The organism is Paenibacillus thalictri (assembly GCF_004307995.1).
GTDB lineage: Bacteria > Bacillota > Bacilli > Paenibacillales > NBRC-103111 > Paenibacillus_AF > Paenibacillus_AF thalictri.
Genome location: NZ_SIRE01000038.1, coordinates 1 through 15,362, shown reverse-complemented (window position 1 = coordinate 15,362; position 15,362 = coordinate 1). Strand labels below are relative to the sequence as shown.

The window sequence follows — 15,362 nt, the reverse complement described above, 5'->3', positions numbered from 1 at the left end:
TGCATTACTTCAAATTCGGAACAACCAGATCCTCAGCTTTTACGTCCGTTTTAATGATATCGTATTTTTTCTGAGTATCGATTGCCGCCTGCCATCTTGCCATGTCGGCAGCGCCGTAGCCGTCTTTTTTCGTCAAATCGCTTTGCCACAAGTAAGGGATAAACACATCGTTGAAAATTTTCTCGGTGATGTCTTGTTTGCCTTCGGACGATTGCGCATACTTCTTGATCGACATGTCGATCGCTTCTTTCGCGTGGCCGTTAATAATGTAATCCAGCGATTTGTTGAGTGCTTTATTAAAACCGGTCACCGTATCTTTGCTGGAGCTTAAAAATTTGTCGGATACAACAACGACGTTACCGAAGGAAGGCAAGAAGTCGTCGGAACGAATTTCTTCCACATCGACGCCGCTGTTTTTCAGCTCAACGGTTCTCAGCATGGAGAAGGTGATCGCGTCCACTTCATCGGCGACAAGTGCGTTGACGATCGCGCCGGTACCTACGATCTTCGTATTGATGTCCTTCACGTTAAAGCCGCTTTTCTCGGCCAATACTTGCAATTGAATGTAGTTCGGGCTGCCGAAGCTGGTTACGGCAACGGTTTTGCCTTTCAAATCTTGAGGGCCTTTAATGCCTTTGCTTTTCTTGAAGATCGTCGCGCCCAGACCGTGCTGGTACGTCGTATGCACCACTTTGATCGGAATACCTTGCGATTTAGCCGTAATGACAGCGTCCGCGTTCGGGAAACCGAACTGCACATTGTCCGCAGCTACGTTCTTCACGATGCTTGCCGCATCGGCATAAACAAAGTCGACATCAAGACCTTGCTCTTTAAAAAATCCTTGCTCCTTCGCAACATACAGAGGCGCATAATACGGAACGGCAGCTCCGTCGATTTGGATCGTTACTTTCTTAACTTCTTTTGGCTTTTCGCCGCCGGCCGCAGGTGCCGGAGCCGCTTCATTGCCCGGTTTGGAGCCGCAAGCTGCAAGCACGGTAATGAGCATGACTGCAAGAACAAGGCTTACCCATTTTTTCATCTTAAAATACCCCTTTTTTTGTTAGGATTTCGACTGCCAGCAAGGCCGTTTTGCACATCTTGAGTTGGCTTTCTTCATAATCGACCAGCCATTGATTGGTGACGCGGTTGGCATGAACGACAAGCAGCGTTCCCGCATACGCCCCAAGTACGGAAGAGATCGTCAGAATCGTCTCCGACTCCATCTCCAGATTAATGACTCCAAGTGCTTTCATTTCATCGATAATATTGGCGGAATAATTCATGGGGCTAACATTACGTCCCTGTCCGTGATAAAACGAAGACGTTGTTGCGCCAATGCCGAGATGATAACGGTGACCCAATCTTTCGCATGCTTCGATCAGCGCTTGCACAACATAATGGTTCGCAACGGCCGGGTATTCCGGTCGGGCGTAATGGGAAGTGGAACCGCCGAGCCGCACGCTGCCCGTATTGATAATGATGTCGCCGCAATCGATGCCTTCCTGAATCGCTGCAGTACCGCCGATACGCAGCAGGCATTTGGCTTTCAGACGCAGCAGCTCGAGCACCGCAATTTCGGTGGAAGGACCGCCGATGCCGGTCGAACATACGGATACGGGAGTGCCGTGATAGTCGCCCGTACCTACTTTAAATTCACGATTCGAGCTTAAGATCTGATAACTGTCGAACAAATCGCCGATCAGATCGACCCGCCCCGGGTCGCCCGGAAGCAATACGCAAGGAGCTACATCGCCTTCCGCAATCCGCAGATGAGGTACTTTGGTGCCTTCGTATAGAGGGAAATCCGCTTGAATGAATCTATTGCTCAATGTATCGTCACCTCCTCTCCAGATTGCCGTTTTGCTTACTTGCCTATTTGCTTGGATTCGTGCCAGAACAAGAAGCGGTCCTCCAGAAACCCGATAAGCGCGTAAAAAATAATGCCGACAACAATCGTGTAAATGATGCTCGCAAACAGCATCGGCGTATTATAGGTTGTGCTGTTGTACACCAGCAAATACCCAAGACCGCTTTCCCCTGAAATCCATTCGGCCACAATCGAGGCGATAACCGCCTGAACCATACCTACCTTGAGACCGGCAAAAATTTGCGGCAGCGAATAAGGCAGCTCAACTTGAACGATTTTTTGCCACCAGTTTAATCCGGTTATTTGCATCAGGCATTTCATATTATAGGTAATGCTTTTTAAGCCGAAGACGGCTCCCAGCATGACCGGGAAAAACACCATGGAGATGATAAGCACCAGCTTGGACGTAAATCCGAGACCAAACCAGATGACAAACAGCGGAGCAAGCGCAATTTTCGGAGCCGTTTGCGCCAGCAAAATGTAGGGCATCAGCGCTTCTTCAAGCACCTTGACCTTGCCGATCGAATATCCGATCACATAACCAAGCACAATGCCTAACACAAAGCCGGCCAGTACCTCGCCCGCCGTGACGGAGAAGTGGTGAAGCACATTCTGACTGGAGAACATCTCGATAAACGCTTTGCCGACTTCGGCAGGAAGCGGCAGAATGAATTCGGGAACTTCAAAAGCGACGACGTAGGCGTACCATACCAACACAAGGATAGCAATAGCAACGAAGTATTCTACTACGACTCTGATCTTAGCCATCAGCCCAGCACTTCCCTTAGCTTCTTCACGTAGCTTCCGAACTCGGCTGTTTCCTTAACATCCACCTCGCGCGGACGAGGCAGGTCGATATCGATGATTTCGTCAATTTTACCGGGACGCGGAGACATCACGATGACCCGGTCCGACAAGAAAGCAGCTTCCGAAATACTATGCGTGACGAATAAAATTGTCTTTTTGGTCTCATTCCAAATCCGCAGCAGCTCGATCCCCATTTTGTCGCGCGTTAGCGCGTCCAGCGCGCCGAACGGCTCGTCCATCAGCAGCACGTCCGGATTATAGGAAAGCGCCCGGACAATCGATACCCGCTGTCTCATACCGCCGGACAACTCACGGGGATATGCCTTCTCAAATCCTTTGAGCCCTGCAAGCTCAAGCAGCTTGTCGAGGTTGGCGATGTTTTCTTTGGTCGCCATTTTTTTCACTTCCAGCGGAAACATCACGTTTTGATAAACCGTTTTCCAAGGCAGCAGCGTAGCGTCCTGAAACACGAAACCGATATGATCGGCCGACGTCTCCCATTGAATGGAGCCGGACGACGGTGTGTCCAGATTGGCCAAGATGCGCAGCAAAGTCGATTTGCCGCAGCCGGAAGGTCCGATAATGGAAATGAACTCGCTCTTCTGAACATCCAGATTAATGTGGGTTAACGCTTGTACTTCGCGCCCGCCGCTGGATTTATATATTTTATTAACGTCTTCGATGCGAATCGCAGTTGTCGACACGTGGTAAGCACCTCTTTTAGTTTTCGTCATTCTTTATCTTCAACATGCAAAATATGACTTATTTTCAGACATACAAACAGTCTATTATTTTTAGATGTTAGGTGGTATGTCTTTACGGACAAAATTTAACGATCATTTTTATCCGTGCCAATAGTTCTTTTTTGAAAATTTTTTCATTTTTATTTTCGATGTAATATAATGTGACGTGATGCGCTTTCTTGTCTCTGAACGATTAGGGGGTTTTGCCGATTCGTGTCAGATAATGAAAGTTTTCCCCATTACAGATCATTGTAAACGACATTTCCGTCAACCATGGTCAGAACCGTTTTTCCTCGCAGCCTCATCCCTTTAAAAGGCGTGTTTTGCGACTTCGAATGGAACGCATCCGGGTCGACGATCCATTCTTTAACGGGATTAATCACCGTGATGTCCGCCGCTTGCCCGACCTGAAGTTTTCCGGCTGGAAGCCCCATAATATGAGCCGGGCGTACCGTCAGCTTGGCAATCGCCTCCATTAGCGACAGCTTTCCGCGATGTACGAGACAGGTGAACGTTAACCCGACTGCCGTTTCAAGCCCGACAAGGCCAAATGGAGCTTGCGCCAGCGGAAGCGACTTTTCGTCCAGCGTATGCGGCGCGTGATCGGTAGCTATCGCATCAAGCGTGCCGTCAGCCAATCCCCGAATGACGGCTTCGACATCCTGCGCCGTTCGCAGCGGCGGATTGACTTTAGCCAAGGTGCCGCTAACAAGCGCTTGCTCGTCCGTCAGCGAGAAATGGTGCGGCGCTCCTTCGCCGGTCACCCGAACCCCGCGAGCTTTGGCCTCGCGGATCAGTTGAACGCCGCGGGCTGTGGAAACGTGCTGGATATGCAGTCTTGCGCCCGTCTCCTCGGCGAACAAAATATCCCGGGCGATGATGAGCTCTTCGCCCAGCGCCGGTATGCCCGGATCCCCCAACTGCCTGCTGACCACTCCCCGATTCAGGGAGCCGCCGCTCACCAGCCGGTGATCCTCGCAATGCGAGCTGATCGGCACATCCAGCTCGGCGGCAATGCGGAACGCTTCATACACGAGATGAGGGTCCATCACCGTCCTGCCGTCATCCGTAAACGTGACGGCGCCGGCTTGATGAAGCTTCTTTAGCTCCGTGAGTTCTTCGCCTTTAATGCCATAAGTCATCGCAGCCGAGGAATACACTTTAACAGCCGCTTGTTCCTTCGCAGTCCGCAGCACATAATCAAGCGTCTCCACCGTATCGATGGCCGGTTTAGTGTTGGGCATACATACTACCGATGTAAACCCTCCCGCAGCGGCAGCCATCGATCCGGAACGTATCGTTTCTTTTTGCGGAAAACCCGGATCGCGAAAATGTACGTGGATGTCTACGAGCCCGGGTACAACAAGCAAGCCGGTAGCGTCGATCACTTGATCCGCCTCCACCATGGATGCATCCCCGATGGTCACAATTTTGCCGTCCTCTATGACCATATCGGCCGTCCGGCTAAACTCGGTGTCCGGGTTCATCACGGTCCCATTTTTGATAAGCGTTTTCACTGGGGGTCACTCCTTGGTGTAAGTTGTTGATCAAATCGTACCAATTTCGCGTATCCCGCCGATATGTTTCACAGGACAAAAAAATAAACCGACATTCGTCGGTTCGGATAAAACTATACGTTCTCAGCCTGTAATATTTGGTGGATTTTGAGCCCAACGTGAAGCAGCAGCCTTTTTTCCGCGTCATGAACACTGCAGCCGGTCAACTGCTCGATTTTTTGCAGCCGGTATTTCATCGTATTCACATGGACAAACAACTTCTCCGCGGTTTCCGACAACGCACAGTTGTTGGCGAAATATTCCGCCAGCGTAGCGACCAGGTTGGCATTGTTGCTCCAGTCGTAGTCGGCAAGTTTGCCGACCGTCTCCGCATAAAGGGACTCCAGCTCCTTCCAATCGTTAAATTGGCTCAAAATCCGGAAGATGCCTAAATCTTCGTAATGGATGCAGCCTTTTTGACCGAGTGCCGGCCTACCCAGCTTAATCGCTTTCGACGATTCCATGTAGCCCTTATGAATACCGTCAAAGCCCTGGTAAAACCGTCCGATGCCGATGGTAAACAGCAGCTCTTCAAACTCATTTCCCAGCTGCTGCCGGATGGACTCCGCCAGATGCATAACCGGCCCCTTCTGCGGATCGCTGGTGAGCGGAAATTCACGCTTGTCGACCTCATCTTCCCGCGGGTAAAGCACAACGATCAATTCCTTGCGGATCGCCACAATAACCTTATGCACGCCGAAGCGGAAAATATCGTTCACCTTGCGCAGCAGCTTTCTCCGTTGCTCCTGTACCCATAATGCTTCATGGTCGCGGTTTTCCGTCTCTCCGCCTTGAGTGGTATATGCAATAGAAAGAATCTGATAGTTTTTGGTTAAGTCCCAGCCGAACATCTTCCCTTTCTCCAGCGCTTCCATCTTGTCCTGTACATGCCCGAGCAGCACATCGGACAAAAAGTCGTCCTTAAACGTCTGTTCGACATCGGCCTTCGTAATCGCCTTCTGAAATTCCAGCGCCATCAGCAGCACCGTCCGGTTCAGCACTTGAAAATCGAGCTCGCGGAATTCGCGTTTTGTCTGCCAGCAGGTGACGTCCCCGTACAACTCATCGTTAAGCATCAGCGGGGTTACGATACACGGCGTCATCCGGTCGTCAAACATACGCTCCATCCGGATGGAACGTTTGGCCGATTTCAGTTCTCTTTTTTGCGCTCTGTTTAAGGGGGATATGTTTCTTCCTTTGCCCAGCCTCTCCAAAGAAGGAATTTCCGAGCCGACGGTGACCAGATTGTCCGTCATCTGTTGTACAGCTTCAATTAAAGCGGGAATGCCTTTGCCGCTCATGGCGAGCTCCGAAATCCATTGAAAAAAAGACTCCATCTGCTGTTTGTCGGGATCGGACTTCTTCAGCATGATCTCCATGAGCGGCGTCATGATGTCCAGGTAAGAAACTTCGTTTTCGATTTCAATGATCGGGAGCCCGAGCCGGTTGCCGGCTTCAATGATCGCTTCGGGAATTTCCTCCACGTACCGATGGGTCTTAATCGCCAGCGCGGAGCTTCCCACTTCGTTAAGCTGCTGCACAAGCCGTCCGATCGCTTCTTTGTCGTCTTTAATGGGATACAGACTCGTCAGCAGCAGATCGTTGCCTTTCAGCCAACGAATCACATCGGGTACTTCCATAACGGTGATATATTCGATTTGCCTGTCAAGACCGCTTTGCCCGGCAACGACTTTGCACCGCAGCAGTCCTCCGATTTGCATCGCTTCCCGAATTGTTACTCCCATCGGCTTCTCCCTTTCCATACGAACATTTATAAAAGTCCATTATACACGTTTTCATGTATTATAGCTAAATTCGCGACTTATACACGCTTTATTAATCCTTTGAATTTTTATATAAAATCGAGATAATGCGTGATATTCAGCATAAAACCAAGATAGACAAGGGACTTTTATGAAAAAAACATATTGAATATATATTCATACTGTTGTATATTTAATCAATCGTTTGGAATGCTGGGAGTGAAGCTGAAATGAAAGCCAGACTATTGCTTGAAGATGGAACACTTTTTGAGGGAACCGCATTCGGCAGCGAAGGCCGATCTGCAGGGGAAGTCGTTTTTAATACAGGTATCACCGGTTACCAGGAGGTCTTGTCAGACCCGTCCTATTGCGGACAAATCGTGACTATGACCTATCCGTTAATCGGCAACTACGGCGTCAACCGCGACGATTTCGAGGCGATTCGCCCTTGGGTCAGCGGGTTTGTCGTTCGCAAACATGAGAATACGCCTAGCAACTGGAGAGCCCTGAGCAATGTGGATCAATTGCTGAAGCAATACGGTATTCCCGGCATCAGCGGCATCGATACAAGAATGCTGACGCGCAAGCTGCGGCAGCATGGAACGATGAAAGGACTGCTGACGACAGGCGCAGAAACGCTGCCGGAGCTGCATGAACAGCTCGGCGTTACAAGGCTCGCACGGGATCATGTAGCCCGTGTGTCGACGCCCCACATCTACCGCAGCCCCGGGGCTAAGGAGCGTATCGTCGTGGTCGATTTCGGCGTGAAGCTGGGTATGGTCCGCGAGCTGACCAGCCGCGGCTGCGACGTCGTTGTTGTGCCGCATAACGCCACGGCCGAGCAGATCCGCAGCTTTGCTCCCGACGGCGTGTTGCTGTCCAACGGTCCCGGAGACCCGCAAGACGTGCCTTACGCAGTAGAGACGATTCGCGCGCTGCTTGGCGAAGTTCCGCTGTTCGGGATTTGTCTCGGGCATCAGCTGTTTGCTCTGGCCTGCGGCGCGGATACCGGTAAACTTGCTTTTGGCCATAGAGGTGCGAACCATCCGGTCAAGGAGCTTGCCACCGGACGCTGCATTATTACATCGCAAAATCACGGCTATACGGTCATTGAAGATACCATCGCTTCAACCGAACTTGAAGTGACTTATATCAACAACAACGACGGCACCGTTGAAGGCTTGCGTCATAAGTATGCACCCGCCTTCTCCGTGCAATTTCATCCGGAAGCGGCCCCCGGGCCGTATGACAGCAATCTTTTATTCGATCAATTTCTCGAACTCATTCATCAATTCCAAAGCGGCCGCGCCGCTGGTCAACGTTTCGCAGCTCCGGCCAAAATTACGGAGACTCCAGTAACGCCGCCGGCCCCTGCTGCAGCTTCCGCACCTAGAGAAGGAGAACTTGTTTATGCCCAAAAATAAAGACTTGCACAAAATTCTCATCATCGGTTCGGGACCCATCGTCATCGGGCAAGCAGCCGAGTTCGACTATGCCGGCACTCAAGCTTGCGAAGCATTAAAAGAAGAAGGACTGGAAGTCATTCTGATCAACAGCAACCCGGCGACCATTATGACCGACCAGACGTTCGCCAGCAAAGTATACATGGAGCCGATCACACTGGACTTCGTGAAACAAATTATTTTACAGGAGCGCCCCGACGGGGTGCTTGCGACGCTTGGCGGACAAACCGGACTGAATATGGCGCTGGAGCTGGATAAAGACGGTATTTTGCAAAGAGAAGACGTCAAGCTGCTCGGCACCAAGCTCGATTCGATCAAAATGGCGGAAGACCGCGAGTTGTTCCGCGAGCTGATGAACAAGCTGAACCAGCCGGTGCCGGAAAGCATCATTGTAACCGATGCGGAAGCCGCCCTGCAATTTGCCGCAGAAATCGGCTATCCCGTTATCGTTCGCCCGGCTTATACGCTTGGCGGCACCGGCGGCGGTATCGCCAGCAGCGAAGCCGAACTTGCGGAGATTATCCAATCCGGCCTGCGCAGCAGTCCGATCGGCCAATGCCTGGTGGAGAAAAGCATTGCCGGCATGAAAGAAATCGAATACGAAGTGATGCGTGATGCGGCCGACAACTGTATTGTTATATGCAATATGGAAAACGTGGATCCTGTCGGCGTTCATACGGGAGACAGCATCGTTGTCGCCCCCAGCCAGACGTTATCCGACCGCGAATACCAGATGCTGCGTTCCGCTTCGATCCGCATTGTCCGCGCGCTGGGCATCGAAGGCGGCTGTAATGTGCAATTTGCCCTCGACCCGGACAGCTACCAGTATTATGTCATCGAAGTGAATCCGCGCGTCAGTCGTTCTTCTGCGCTGGCCTCCAAAGCGACAGGTTATCCGATCGCCAAAATGGCGGCAAAAATCGCCGCCGGCTACACGCTGGACGAGATTGTGAATCCCGTCACAGGTAAAACGTATGCTTTCTTTGAGCCGACGCTGGACTATATTATCGCCAAAATTCCGCGTTGGCCGTTCGATAAATTCCCGCTGGCCAATCGTTCGCTTGGCACGCAAATGAAAGCGACCGGCGAAGTCATGGCAATCGGCCGCACATTTGAGGAATCGCTGCAAAAGGCGGTTCGCTCCCTGGAGATCGGGTTATCCCGGCTATACCTGCCGGAAGCACGCGAATTAGAGCAGGAGCTGCTTGAAACCCGGCTGCGTAAAGCCGACGATGAGCGGTTGTTTCTGGTGGCCGAGGCGTTTCGCCGCGGCTGCACGGTTGAGGCGGTTCACGCGTTAACCCGCATCGACCGCTGGTTTTTGGCAAGCATTGAAGGACTGATTCAATTCGAGGAGCTGCTGCTGCCGGAAGAACTGCCGCGGGAAACGCTTCTGGAGGCCAAACGGCTCGGTTTCAGCGATCAAGCGATCGCCGATGTACGCCGCGCCGCAAATCCTTCGTACCGCCTGACAACGGCTGCGGAACTTCAACAATACCGTTATGACGAAGGCATCATTCCGGTATATAAAATGGTCGACACTTGCTCCGCCGAATTTGAGGCGGCCACGTCCTATTATTATTCGACATACGAGACGGAAAATGAAACCCCTGTGCCGGTCAAGCCTAGAATCGTTGTGCTTGGCTCCGGTCCGATCCGGATCGGGCAAGGTATCGAATTTGACTACTCGACCGTACATGCCGTTAAAGCCATTCAGGAAATGGGTTATGAAGCGGTCATTATCAACAATAATCCGGAAACGGTCTCGACGGACTTCAATATCTCCGACAGACTGTACTTCGAGCCGCTGCACATCGAAGACGTGATGCACATTATCCGTCATGAGCGGCCTGAAGGCGTCATCGTTCAATTCGGAGGACAAACTGCGATTCGCCTAGCATCCGCGTTAGCTGCGCAAGGCGTCCCTATTCTCGGAACGCCGCTGGCCGGCATCGATATGGCCGAGGACCGCAAGCAGTTCGAAGCGCTGCTGCGCCGGCTGAACATTCCTCAGCCGCAAGGGGCTACTGCGTTTTCGGTTGAGGAGGCCGCCCGGCATGCCGCAAATATCGGTTATCCGGTGCTTGTACGCCCCTCTTATGTGCTGGGAGGCCGCGCAATGGAAATTGTCCGCTCGGAGGCCGAGCTGCTCATCTACATGGAGCGTGCGGTGCATGTCAATCCCGAGCATCCTGTGTTGATCGACCGGTATATGCCCGGAGTCGAAGTGGAGGTCGATGCGATTTACGACGGATCGACCATCCTCATTCCCGGCATTATGGAGCAAGTCGAGCGGACCGGTGTCCACTCCGGCGATTCCATTGCGGTATACCCGCCGCAAACGTTGTCCGCCGAGGTCAAAGACCAGATCACCGAGATGTCGCTGAAGCTCGCGCAGCATCTGCATGTCGTCGGATTGGTTAACATTCAATATCTCGTGTCCGACGGGCAAGTGTTCGTCATTGAGGTCAATCCGCGTGCATCACGGACCGTTCCTTTTATGAGCAAAATCACTCATGTGCCGATGGCCAACTGGGCAACCAAAGTCATCCTTGGACAAAACCTGGCCTCATTCGGACTTCCGTCCGGGCTGCTTCAAGAACCGGACCACGTGTTCGTCAAAGTGCCTGTATTCTCTTTTGCCAAATTAACGAATGTGGAAATTGCGCTCAGCCCGGAAATGAAATCGACCGGCGAAGTGATCGGCATGGACGCAAGCTACCACAGAGCGCTGTATAAAGGGCTTGTTGCCGCCGGCATGAAACTGCGTTCTCGCGGAACGGTTATTGCCTCCGTCTCAGACGCGCATAAGACGGCCGCTTTGGAGCCTTTACGAAAGCTGTATCGTCTTGGCTACCGTATCATCGCTACGCCGGGTACAGCGCGTATGCTGCAGCAGGAGCATATCGCAGCAACCAGTTGTCCTGTGGAAGAGCTGATTCATTCTCTGCGGACCTTTCAGGCCGATATTCTGATCAATACGGCCACAAACGGCAAGTTATCCTCTAGCCACGGATTCCGCTTGCGGCGTGAAGCCGTCGAACTTGGGCTTACCTGCCTGACTTCGATCGACACGGTGCGAGCTGCCGCCGACGTGCTGGAATCAGTTTATTTCACGCCGTTTAGTATTAACGTGTAACAACAATAAATTGACCCGATTCTCATATGAGAAATCGGGTCAATTATTGTGAGTTGCTAATAAGAGAACAACTAGTCGGAGCCTTCCTCCGGCTTTTTTTATATTAAAAATGAGTTTATTTGACGGAGATTGACAGATTCACTCTGTACAACTCACCATTCCATTCCACCGGAGCACCTAATGACTGAGCCACAAACCGCAGCGGCACAAAGATACGTCCGTTTATGATTTGCGGTTCCGCATCCATAGTCACTGCCTCTCCATTCACCTGAGCCGTTTGACTATGCAGCCTTAAATCGATTTGTTCTTTTCCTTTGGTAATATGAAGGCTGGAATCGTCCGCATTCCATTCATATTTAGCATTAAGCCGGTTAAGCAATATCCGAAAAGGAACCATCGTGATCCCGTTTTCTATGTACCCCGTCTTATCTCCTGTCACATGCCCGTTTACGCTGATTTGAACTTGGGGCCGATCCGTCTGCTGTACAATCAGCGCATTGCTTAACAGCCTTCCGGGACTGCGCAGCAGCGTGCCTTGATAATAAAGCGCCGAGCTGGCGCCGCCATCCAAGTTAATCGCGTCGGTCATTCCCGTCTCCAGCAGCACATTGGCCATTTGTTCAATTGTGCAATAAGAGATGATACCGAGCACTAGACGACCGTTGTCGTCCACCCCGGCAAAACTCCGCACGTTCGCCTCAGAAGTTACAAGCGGATCGTTAAAGCGGTCCCGTTCAAAATCGATATCTACCTGTCCGCCTGTAAGCAGCTTAGGTCCTGCACCAATGGCAAGCTGAAGCTGTTCAATAGGCGACACTTTCTTCGAATCCAGATTGCTCACCGTTTGGTTCATGACAAACTTGTCCCCGGGCTTAATCTGCTTGGACACCTGCTCGATAGGATGATCGGTCGACAGCAGGAGAACCTTGCCGCCTTCCGGAATTCTTACAGGCTCATCGGATATAGATATTACCTTCTGATCTTGACCGATGGAGACCTTCACTCCAGGTTCGTCCGCCACGTCGCCATAATCCTTTGTAAACACCCACGCTCCACGCTCTTGATCTCCGTAATACCGGTCAACCCCATTCAGCTTAAAACCGTAACGTCCTACGTTTACGCTGCTGTCGATGGCCAGACGCTGTACCGAGGCTTCTTTATCTGTAGAAACCGTTATGGAGGTCTCTTTGTCCCCGCCATAGAACAAATCGTTGTTGTTCACCAGTATGCCGTACGGCGTCCGGTAATCAATATCTTTGGTAAACGCATCGAAAAAAGTGCCGTTAATGCCAACAACCGCCTCATTTTCCTCCATCATCTCGGTGAACGGCTGCACGCTGCCTACTTGATGGTTGGCGGCTACCGCTTTTACCTGAATCGTCGGATCCTTCAGATCGATCCGAATCAAATCTACCGTATAAAGGCTCCCATTGTAGCTTATTTTCCGCTGTTCGCGAACAATCGCTTGATCTTCGGCAAATGCCGCAGCCGCTTCATAAAGCGGCAACAGCAGCAAGACCGACATGCATGCCGCGATTTTAAAAATACTGCTCTTTCTCATGATAGTTTCTCCTCCGGAACATCCCGCATAGAATTAAAAAGACCTCCTACGCATGTGCCGTAAGAGGTCGTATTCGCTAGATGTATTTGATTTATAAAGCGTCTCAGGAGGGACTCGAACCCCCGACAACTCGCTTAGAAGGCGAGTGCTCTATCCAGCTGAGCTACTGAGACATACATTGGAGCGGGTGATGGGAATCGAACCCACGCTACCAGCTTGGAAGGCTGGAGTTCTACCATTGAACTACACCCGCACATTACAAAAGTGATAGCTGCTATCAAATAAGCGCTCTCACTGTAGGAAAATGGTCGGGATGACACGATTTGAACATGCGACCCCCTGGTCCCAAACCAGGTGCTCTACCAAGCTGAGCTACATCCCGATATACTATTTGGTGCCGGTGAAGGGACTCGAACCCCCACGGTTTCCCTCACGATTTTGAGTCGCGCGCGTCTGCCAATTCCGCCACACCGGCATAATACTTGAGAAAATAAATGGCGTTCCCTGAGAGATTCGAACTCCCGACCTTTTGATTCGTAGTCAAACGCTCTATCCAGCTGAGCTAAGGGAACATATGGAGCGGAAGACGGGAATCGAACCCGCGACCCTCGCCTTGGCAAGGCGATGCTCTACCGCTGAGCCACTTCCGCATAAAAAGAGAACATATACTAATATAATGTAAAACCCTCAACGATGCAAGCAATTTTTTTAGCGATGTTTGTTGAATCGTCTTGGAGCGGAAGACGGGAATCGAACCCGCGACCCTCGCCTTGGCAAGGCGATGCTCTACCGCTGAGCCACTTCCGCATAATGTTTAGAAAAAGTGAGCCATGTAGGACTCGAACCTACGACACCCTGATTAAAAGTCAGGTGCTCTACCAACTGAGCTAATGGCTCGTACTAAAATACTGGGGATCTAGGATTCGAACCTAGGGATGACGGAGTCAAAGTCCGTTGCCTTACCGCTTGGCTAATCCCCAATGGATTGTTTAAGAATGGGGCGATCGAAGGGAATTGAACCCTCGAATGTCGGAGCCACAGACCGATGCGTTAGCCACTTCGCCACGACCGCCATAATAATGGTGGAGGATGATGGATTCGAACCACCGAACTCGTCAGAGAACAGATTTACAGTCTGCTGCGTTTGGCCACTTCGCTAATCCTCCGAAAGACACTGGTGCCGTCGAGAGGAATTGAACCTCCGGCCTACGCATTACGAGTGCGTTGCTCTACCCCTGAGCTACGACGGCATGATTTTAAAATTCATCCCTCACAAGAATGTTACATGGCGACTTGATGTTAAATGACAAATTCGACGAATACTCTCCGTTTCACTTCGAGACTGCGTTGTATTACAAACGAAACGTTGCTTCGATGATCCTAAAGTTTCTCATCCTTTGCATAAGGATGTAAATGGCGGAGCCGACGGGATTCGAACCCGCGGTCTCCTGCGTGACAGGCAGGCATGTTAGGCCTCTACACCACGGCTCCGCGATGAAAAAAGAATTTGGTTGCGGGGGCAGGATTTGAACCTGCGGCCTTCGGGTTATGAGCCCGACGAGCTACCGGGCTGCTCCACCCCGCGTCGTTAATAAATATATATGGTGGAGGCTGACGGGATCGAACCGCCGACCCTCTGCTTGTAAGGCAGATGCTCTCCCAGCTGAGCTAAGCCTCCATAAATCTTATGTATACGCCATTCCTATGCAATCCAGGTAAAACTACGGAGAGAGAGGGATTCGAACCCTCGAGACGCTTGTGACGCCTACACGATTTCCAATCGTGCTCCTTCGGCCAACTCGGACACCTCTCCACAAGTGTCATAGCCCTATCAAGCTTCTCGGAAAAAAAGTGGCTCCCCGAACAGGACTCGAACCTGTGACAACTCGATTAACAGTCGAGTGCTCTACCAACTGAGCTATCAGGGAACGTAACGCACATGAATCCGCATAACGGTTCCATGTGCATAATTCGCTTGGCAACGTCCTACTCTCCCGAGACCCTGCGGTCTAAGTACCATCGGCGCTGGAGGACTTAACGGTCGTGTTCGAGATGGGTACGCGTGGTTCCCCTCCGCCATCGTCACCAAACATGTTTTGCTTTACGCAAAACGGTTCAGGTCTTGATCCCTGAAAACTGGATGCGAATCAACTTCAGCATTTGCTTCTTGTCCTTTGGGCCCCGAGAAAGTATTAGGAATAAGCTTCATGGCGTTACTCCACTTTTTTGGGATGTTTGGTTAAGCCCTCGACCGATTAGTATTCGTCAGCTGCACACGTTACCGCGCTTCCACCCCGAACCTATCTACCTCGTCGTCTACAAGGGGTCTTACATACTGGGAAATCTCATCTTGAGGGGGGCTTCACGCTTAGATGCTTTCAGCGCTTATCCCTTCCGTACTTGGCTATCCAGCCGTGCCTCTGGCGAGACAACTGGTACACCAGCGGTACGTCCATCCCGGTC

At 51.4% G+C, this 15,362-nt stretch carries 9 protein-coding genes, 17 tRNA genes and 2 rRNA genes; 2 read left to right on the top strand and 26 right to left on the bottom strand.

Annotation, left to right across the window (positions count from 1 at the left end; genetic code table 11):
* Positions 1–4 precede the first annotated feature (4 nt).
* The 6 genes from EYB31_RS35910 to EYB31_RS35885 all read right to left on the bottom strand — a co-directional run bounded on the left by EYB31_RS35910 (position 5) and on the right by EYB31_RS35885 (position 6,718).
* A complete protein-coding gene (locus EYB31_RS35910) occupies positions 5–1,039 on the bottom strand; it encodes an ABC transporter substrate-binding protein (RefSeq protein WP_131018383.1) in 1,035 nt (344 codons plus the stop codon).
* A 1-nt stretch (position 1,040) separates the two neighbouring features.
* The gene (locus tag EYB31_RS35905; protein WP_131018382.1) at positions 1,041–1,829 is read right to left on the bottom strand and encodes a nucleoside phosphorylase; all 789 of its coding nucleotides are present in this window, start codon (positions 1,827–1,829) and stop codon (positions 1,041–1,043) included.
* Positions 1,830–1,864: 35 nt separating this feature from the next.
* The gene (locus EYB31_RS35900) at positions 1,865–2,635 is read right to left on the bottom strand and encodes an ABC transporter permease (protein ID WP_131018381.1); all 771 of its coding nucleotides are present in this window, start codon (positions 2,633–2,635) and stop codon (positions 1,865–1,867) included.
* Complete coding sequence (locus tag EYB31_RS35895) at positions 2,635–3,408, bottom strand: ABC transporter ATP-binding protein (protein ID WP_170318297.1); 774 nt, start codon at positions 3,406–3,408, stop codon at positions 2,635–2,637. Before EYB31_RS35895 ends, EYB31_RS35900 begins: the two co-directional genes overlap by 1 nt.
* A gap of 248 nt (positions 3,409–3,656) precedes the next feature.
* Positions 3,657–4,934, bottom strand: coding sequence for a dihydroorotase (locus tag EYB31_RS35890; protein WP_131018380.1), 1,278 nt, complete (start codon positions 4,932–4,934; stop codon positions 3,657–3,659).
* Positions 4,935–5,047: 113 nt separating this feature from the next.
* Positions 5,048–6,718 (bottom strand): PucR family transcriptional regulator, encoded by a 1,671-nt coding sequence (locus EYB31_RS35885; RefSeq protein WP_131018379.1) that lies wholly within the window; start codon positions 6,716–6,718, stop codon positions 5,048–5,050.
* Between the two features lie 248 nt (positions 6,719–6,966).
* Between EYB31_RS35885 and EYB31_RS35880 the strand changes: the two genes are divergently transcribed.
* Positions 6,967–8,160 (top strand): carbamoyl phosphate synthase small subunit, encoded by a 1,194-nt coding sequence (locus EYB31_RS35880; protein ID WP_131018378.1) that lies wholly within the window; start codon positions 6,967–6,969, stop codon positions 8,158–8,160.
* The gene (gene carB / locus EYB31_RS35875) at positions 8,147–11,338 is read left to right on the top strand and encodes a carbamoyl-phosphate synthase large subunit (protein WP_131018377.1); all 3,192 of its coding nucleotides are present in this window, start codon (positions 8,147–8,149) and stop codon (positions 11,336–11,338) included. Before EYB31_RS35880 ends, carB begins: the two co-directional genes overlap by 14 nt.
* Before the next feature lie 115 nt (positions 11,339–11,453).
* On the opposite strand, the gene EYB31_RS35870 is transcribed toward carB, so the two are convergent.
* From EYB31_RS35870 to EYB31_RS35775, 20 genes are all read right to left on the bottom strand, one after another.
* A complete protein-coding gene (locus EYB31_RS35870; RefSeq protein WP_131018376.1) occupies positions 11,454–12,899 on the bottom strand; it encodes a stalk domain-containing protein in 1,446 nt (481 codons plus the stop codon).
* Positions 12,900–12,998: 99 nt separating this feature from the next.
* Positions 12,999–13,072: transfer RNA gene (locus tag EYB31_RS35865), tRNA-Arg, on the bottom strand.
* A 6-nt stretch (positions 13,073–13,078) separates the two neighbouring features.
* A tRNA-Gly gene (locus EYB31_RS35860) sits at positions 13,079–13,152 on the bottom strand.
* A gap of 52 nt (positions 13,153–13,204) precedes the next feature.
* Positions 13,205–13,281: transfer RNA gene (locus EYB31_RS35855), tRNA-Pro, on the bottom strand.
* A 10-nt stretch (positions 13,282–13,291) separates the two neighbouring features.
* Positions 13,292–13,374 (bottom strand) — tRNA-Leu (locus EYB31_RS35850).
* 20 nt (positions 13,375–13,394) lie between these two features.
* Positions 13,395–13,471 (bottom strand) — tRNA-Arg (locus tag EYB31_RS35845).
* Between the two features lie 3 nt (positions 13,472–13,474).
* Positions 13,475–13,549 (bottom strand) — tRNA-Gly (locus EYB31_RS35840).
* Positions 13,550–13,631: 82 nt separating this feature from the next.
* Positions 13,632–13,706, bottom strand: a tRNA-Gly gene (locus tag EYB31_RS35835).
* A 17-nt stretch (positions 13,707–13,723) separates the two neighbouring features.
* A tRNA-Lys gene (locus tag EYB31_RS35830) sits at positions 13,724–13,796 on the bottom strand.
* Between the two features lie 11 nt (positions 13,797–13,807).
* Positions 13,808–13,879, bottom strand: a tRNA-Gln gene (locus tag EYB31_RS35825).
* A 16-nt stretch (positions 13,880–13,895) separates the two neighbouring features.
* Positions 13,896–13,971 (bottom strand) — tRNA-His (locus EYB31_RS35820).
* An 8-nt stretch (positions 13,972–13,979) separates the two neighbouring features.
* Positions 13,980–14,065: transfer RNA gene (locus EYB31_RS35815), tRNA-Tyr, on the bottom strand.
* A gap of 9 nt (positions 14,066–14,074) precedes the next feature.
* Positions 14,075–14,149: transfer RNA gene (locus EYB31_RS35810), tRNA-Thr, on the bottom strand.
* A gap of 164 nt (positions 14,150–14,313) precedes the next feature.
* Positions 14,314–14,390: transfer RNA gene (locus EYB31_RS35805), tRNA-Asp, on the bottom strand.
* Positions 14,391–14,407: 17 nt separating this feature from the next.
* Positions 14,408–14,484 (bottom strand) — tRNA-Met (locus tag EYB31_RS35800).
* Between the two features lie 17 nt (positions 14,485–14,501).
* Positions 14,502–14,577, bottom strand: a tRNA-Val gene (locus EYB31_RS35795).
* Between the two features lie 46 nt (positions 14,578–14,623).
* Positions 14,624–14,712 (bottom strand) — tRNA-Ser (locus EYB31_RS35790).
* A gap of 39 nt (positions 14,713–14,751) precedes the next feature.
* Positions 14,752–14,827, bottom strand: a tRNA-Asn gene (locus EYB31_RS35785).
* A gap of 45 nt (positions 14,828–14,872) precedes the next feature.
* Positions 14,873–14,989: ribosomal RNA gene (gene rrf, locus EYB31_RS35780) — 5S ribosomal RNA — on the bottom strand.
* A gap of 145 nt (positions 14,990–15,134) precedes the next feature.
* Positions 15,135–15,362 (bottom strand): 23S ribosomal RNA (locus tag EYB31_RS35775); the annotation flags it as partial.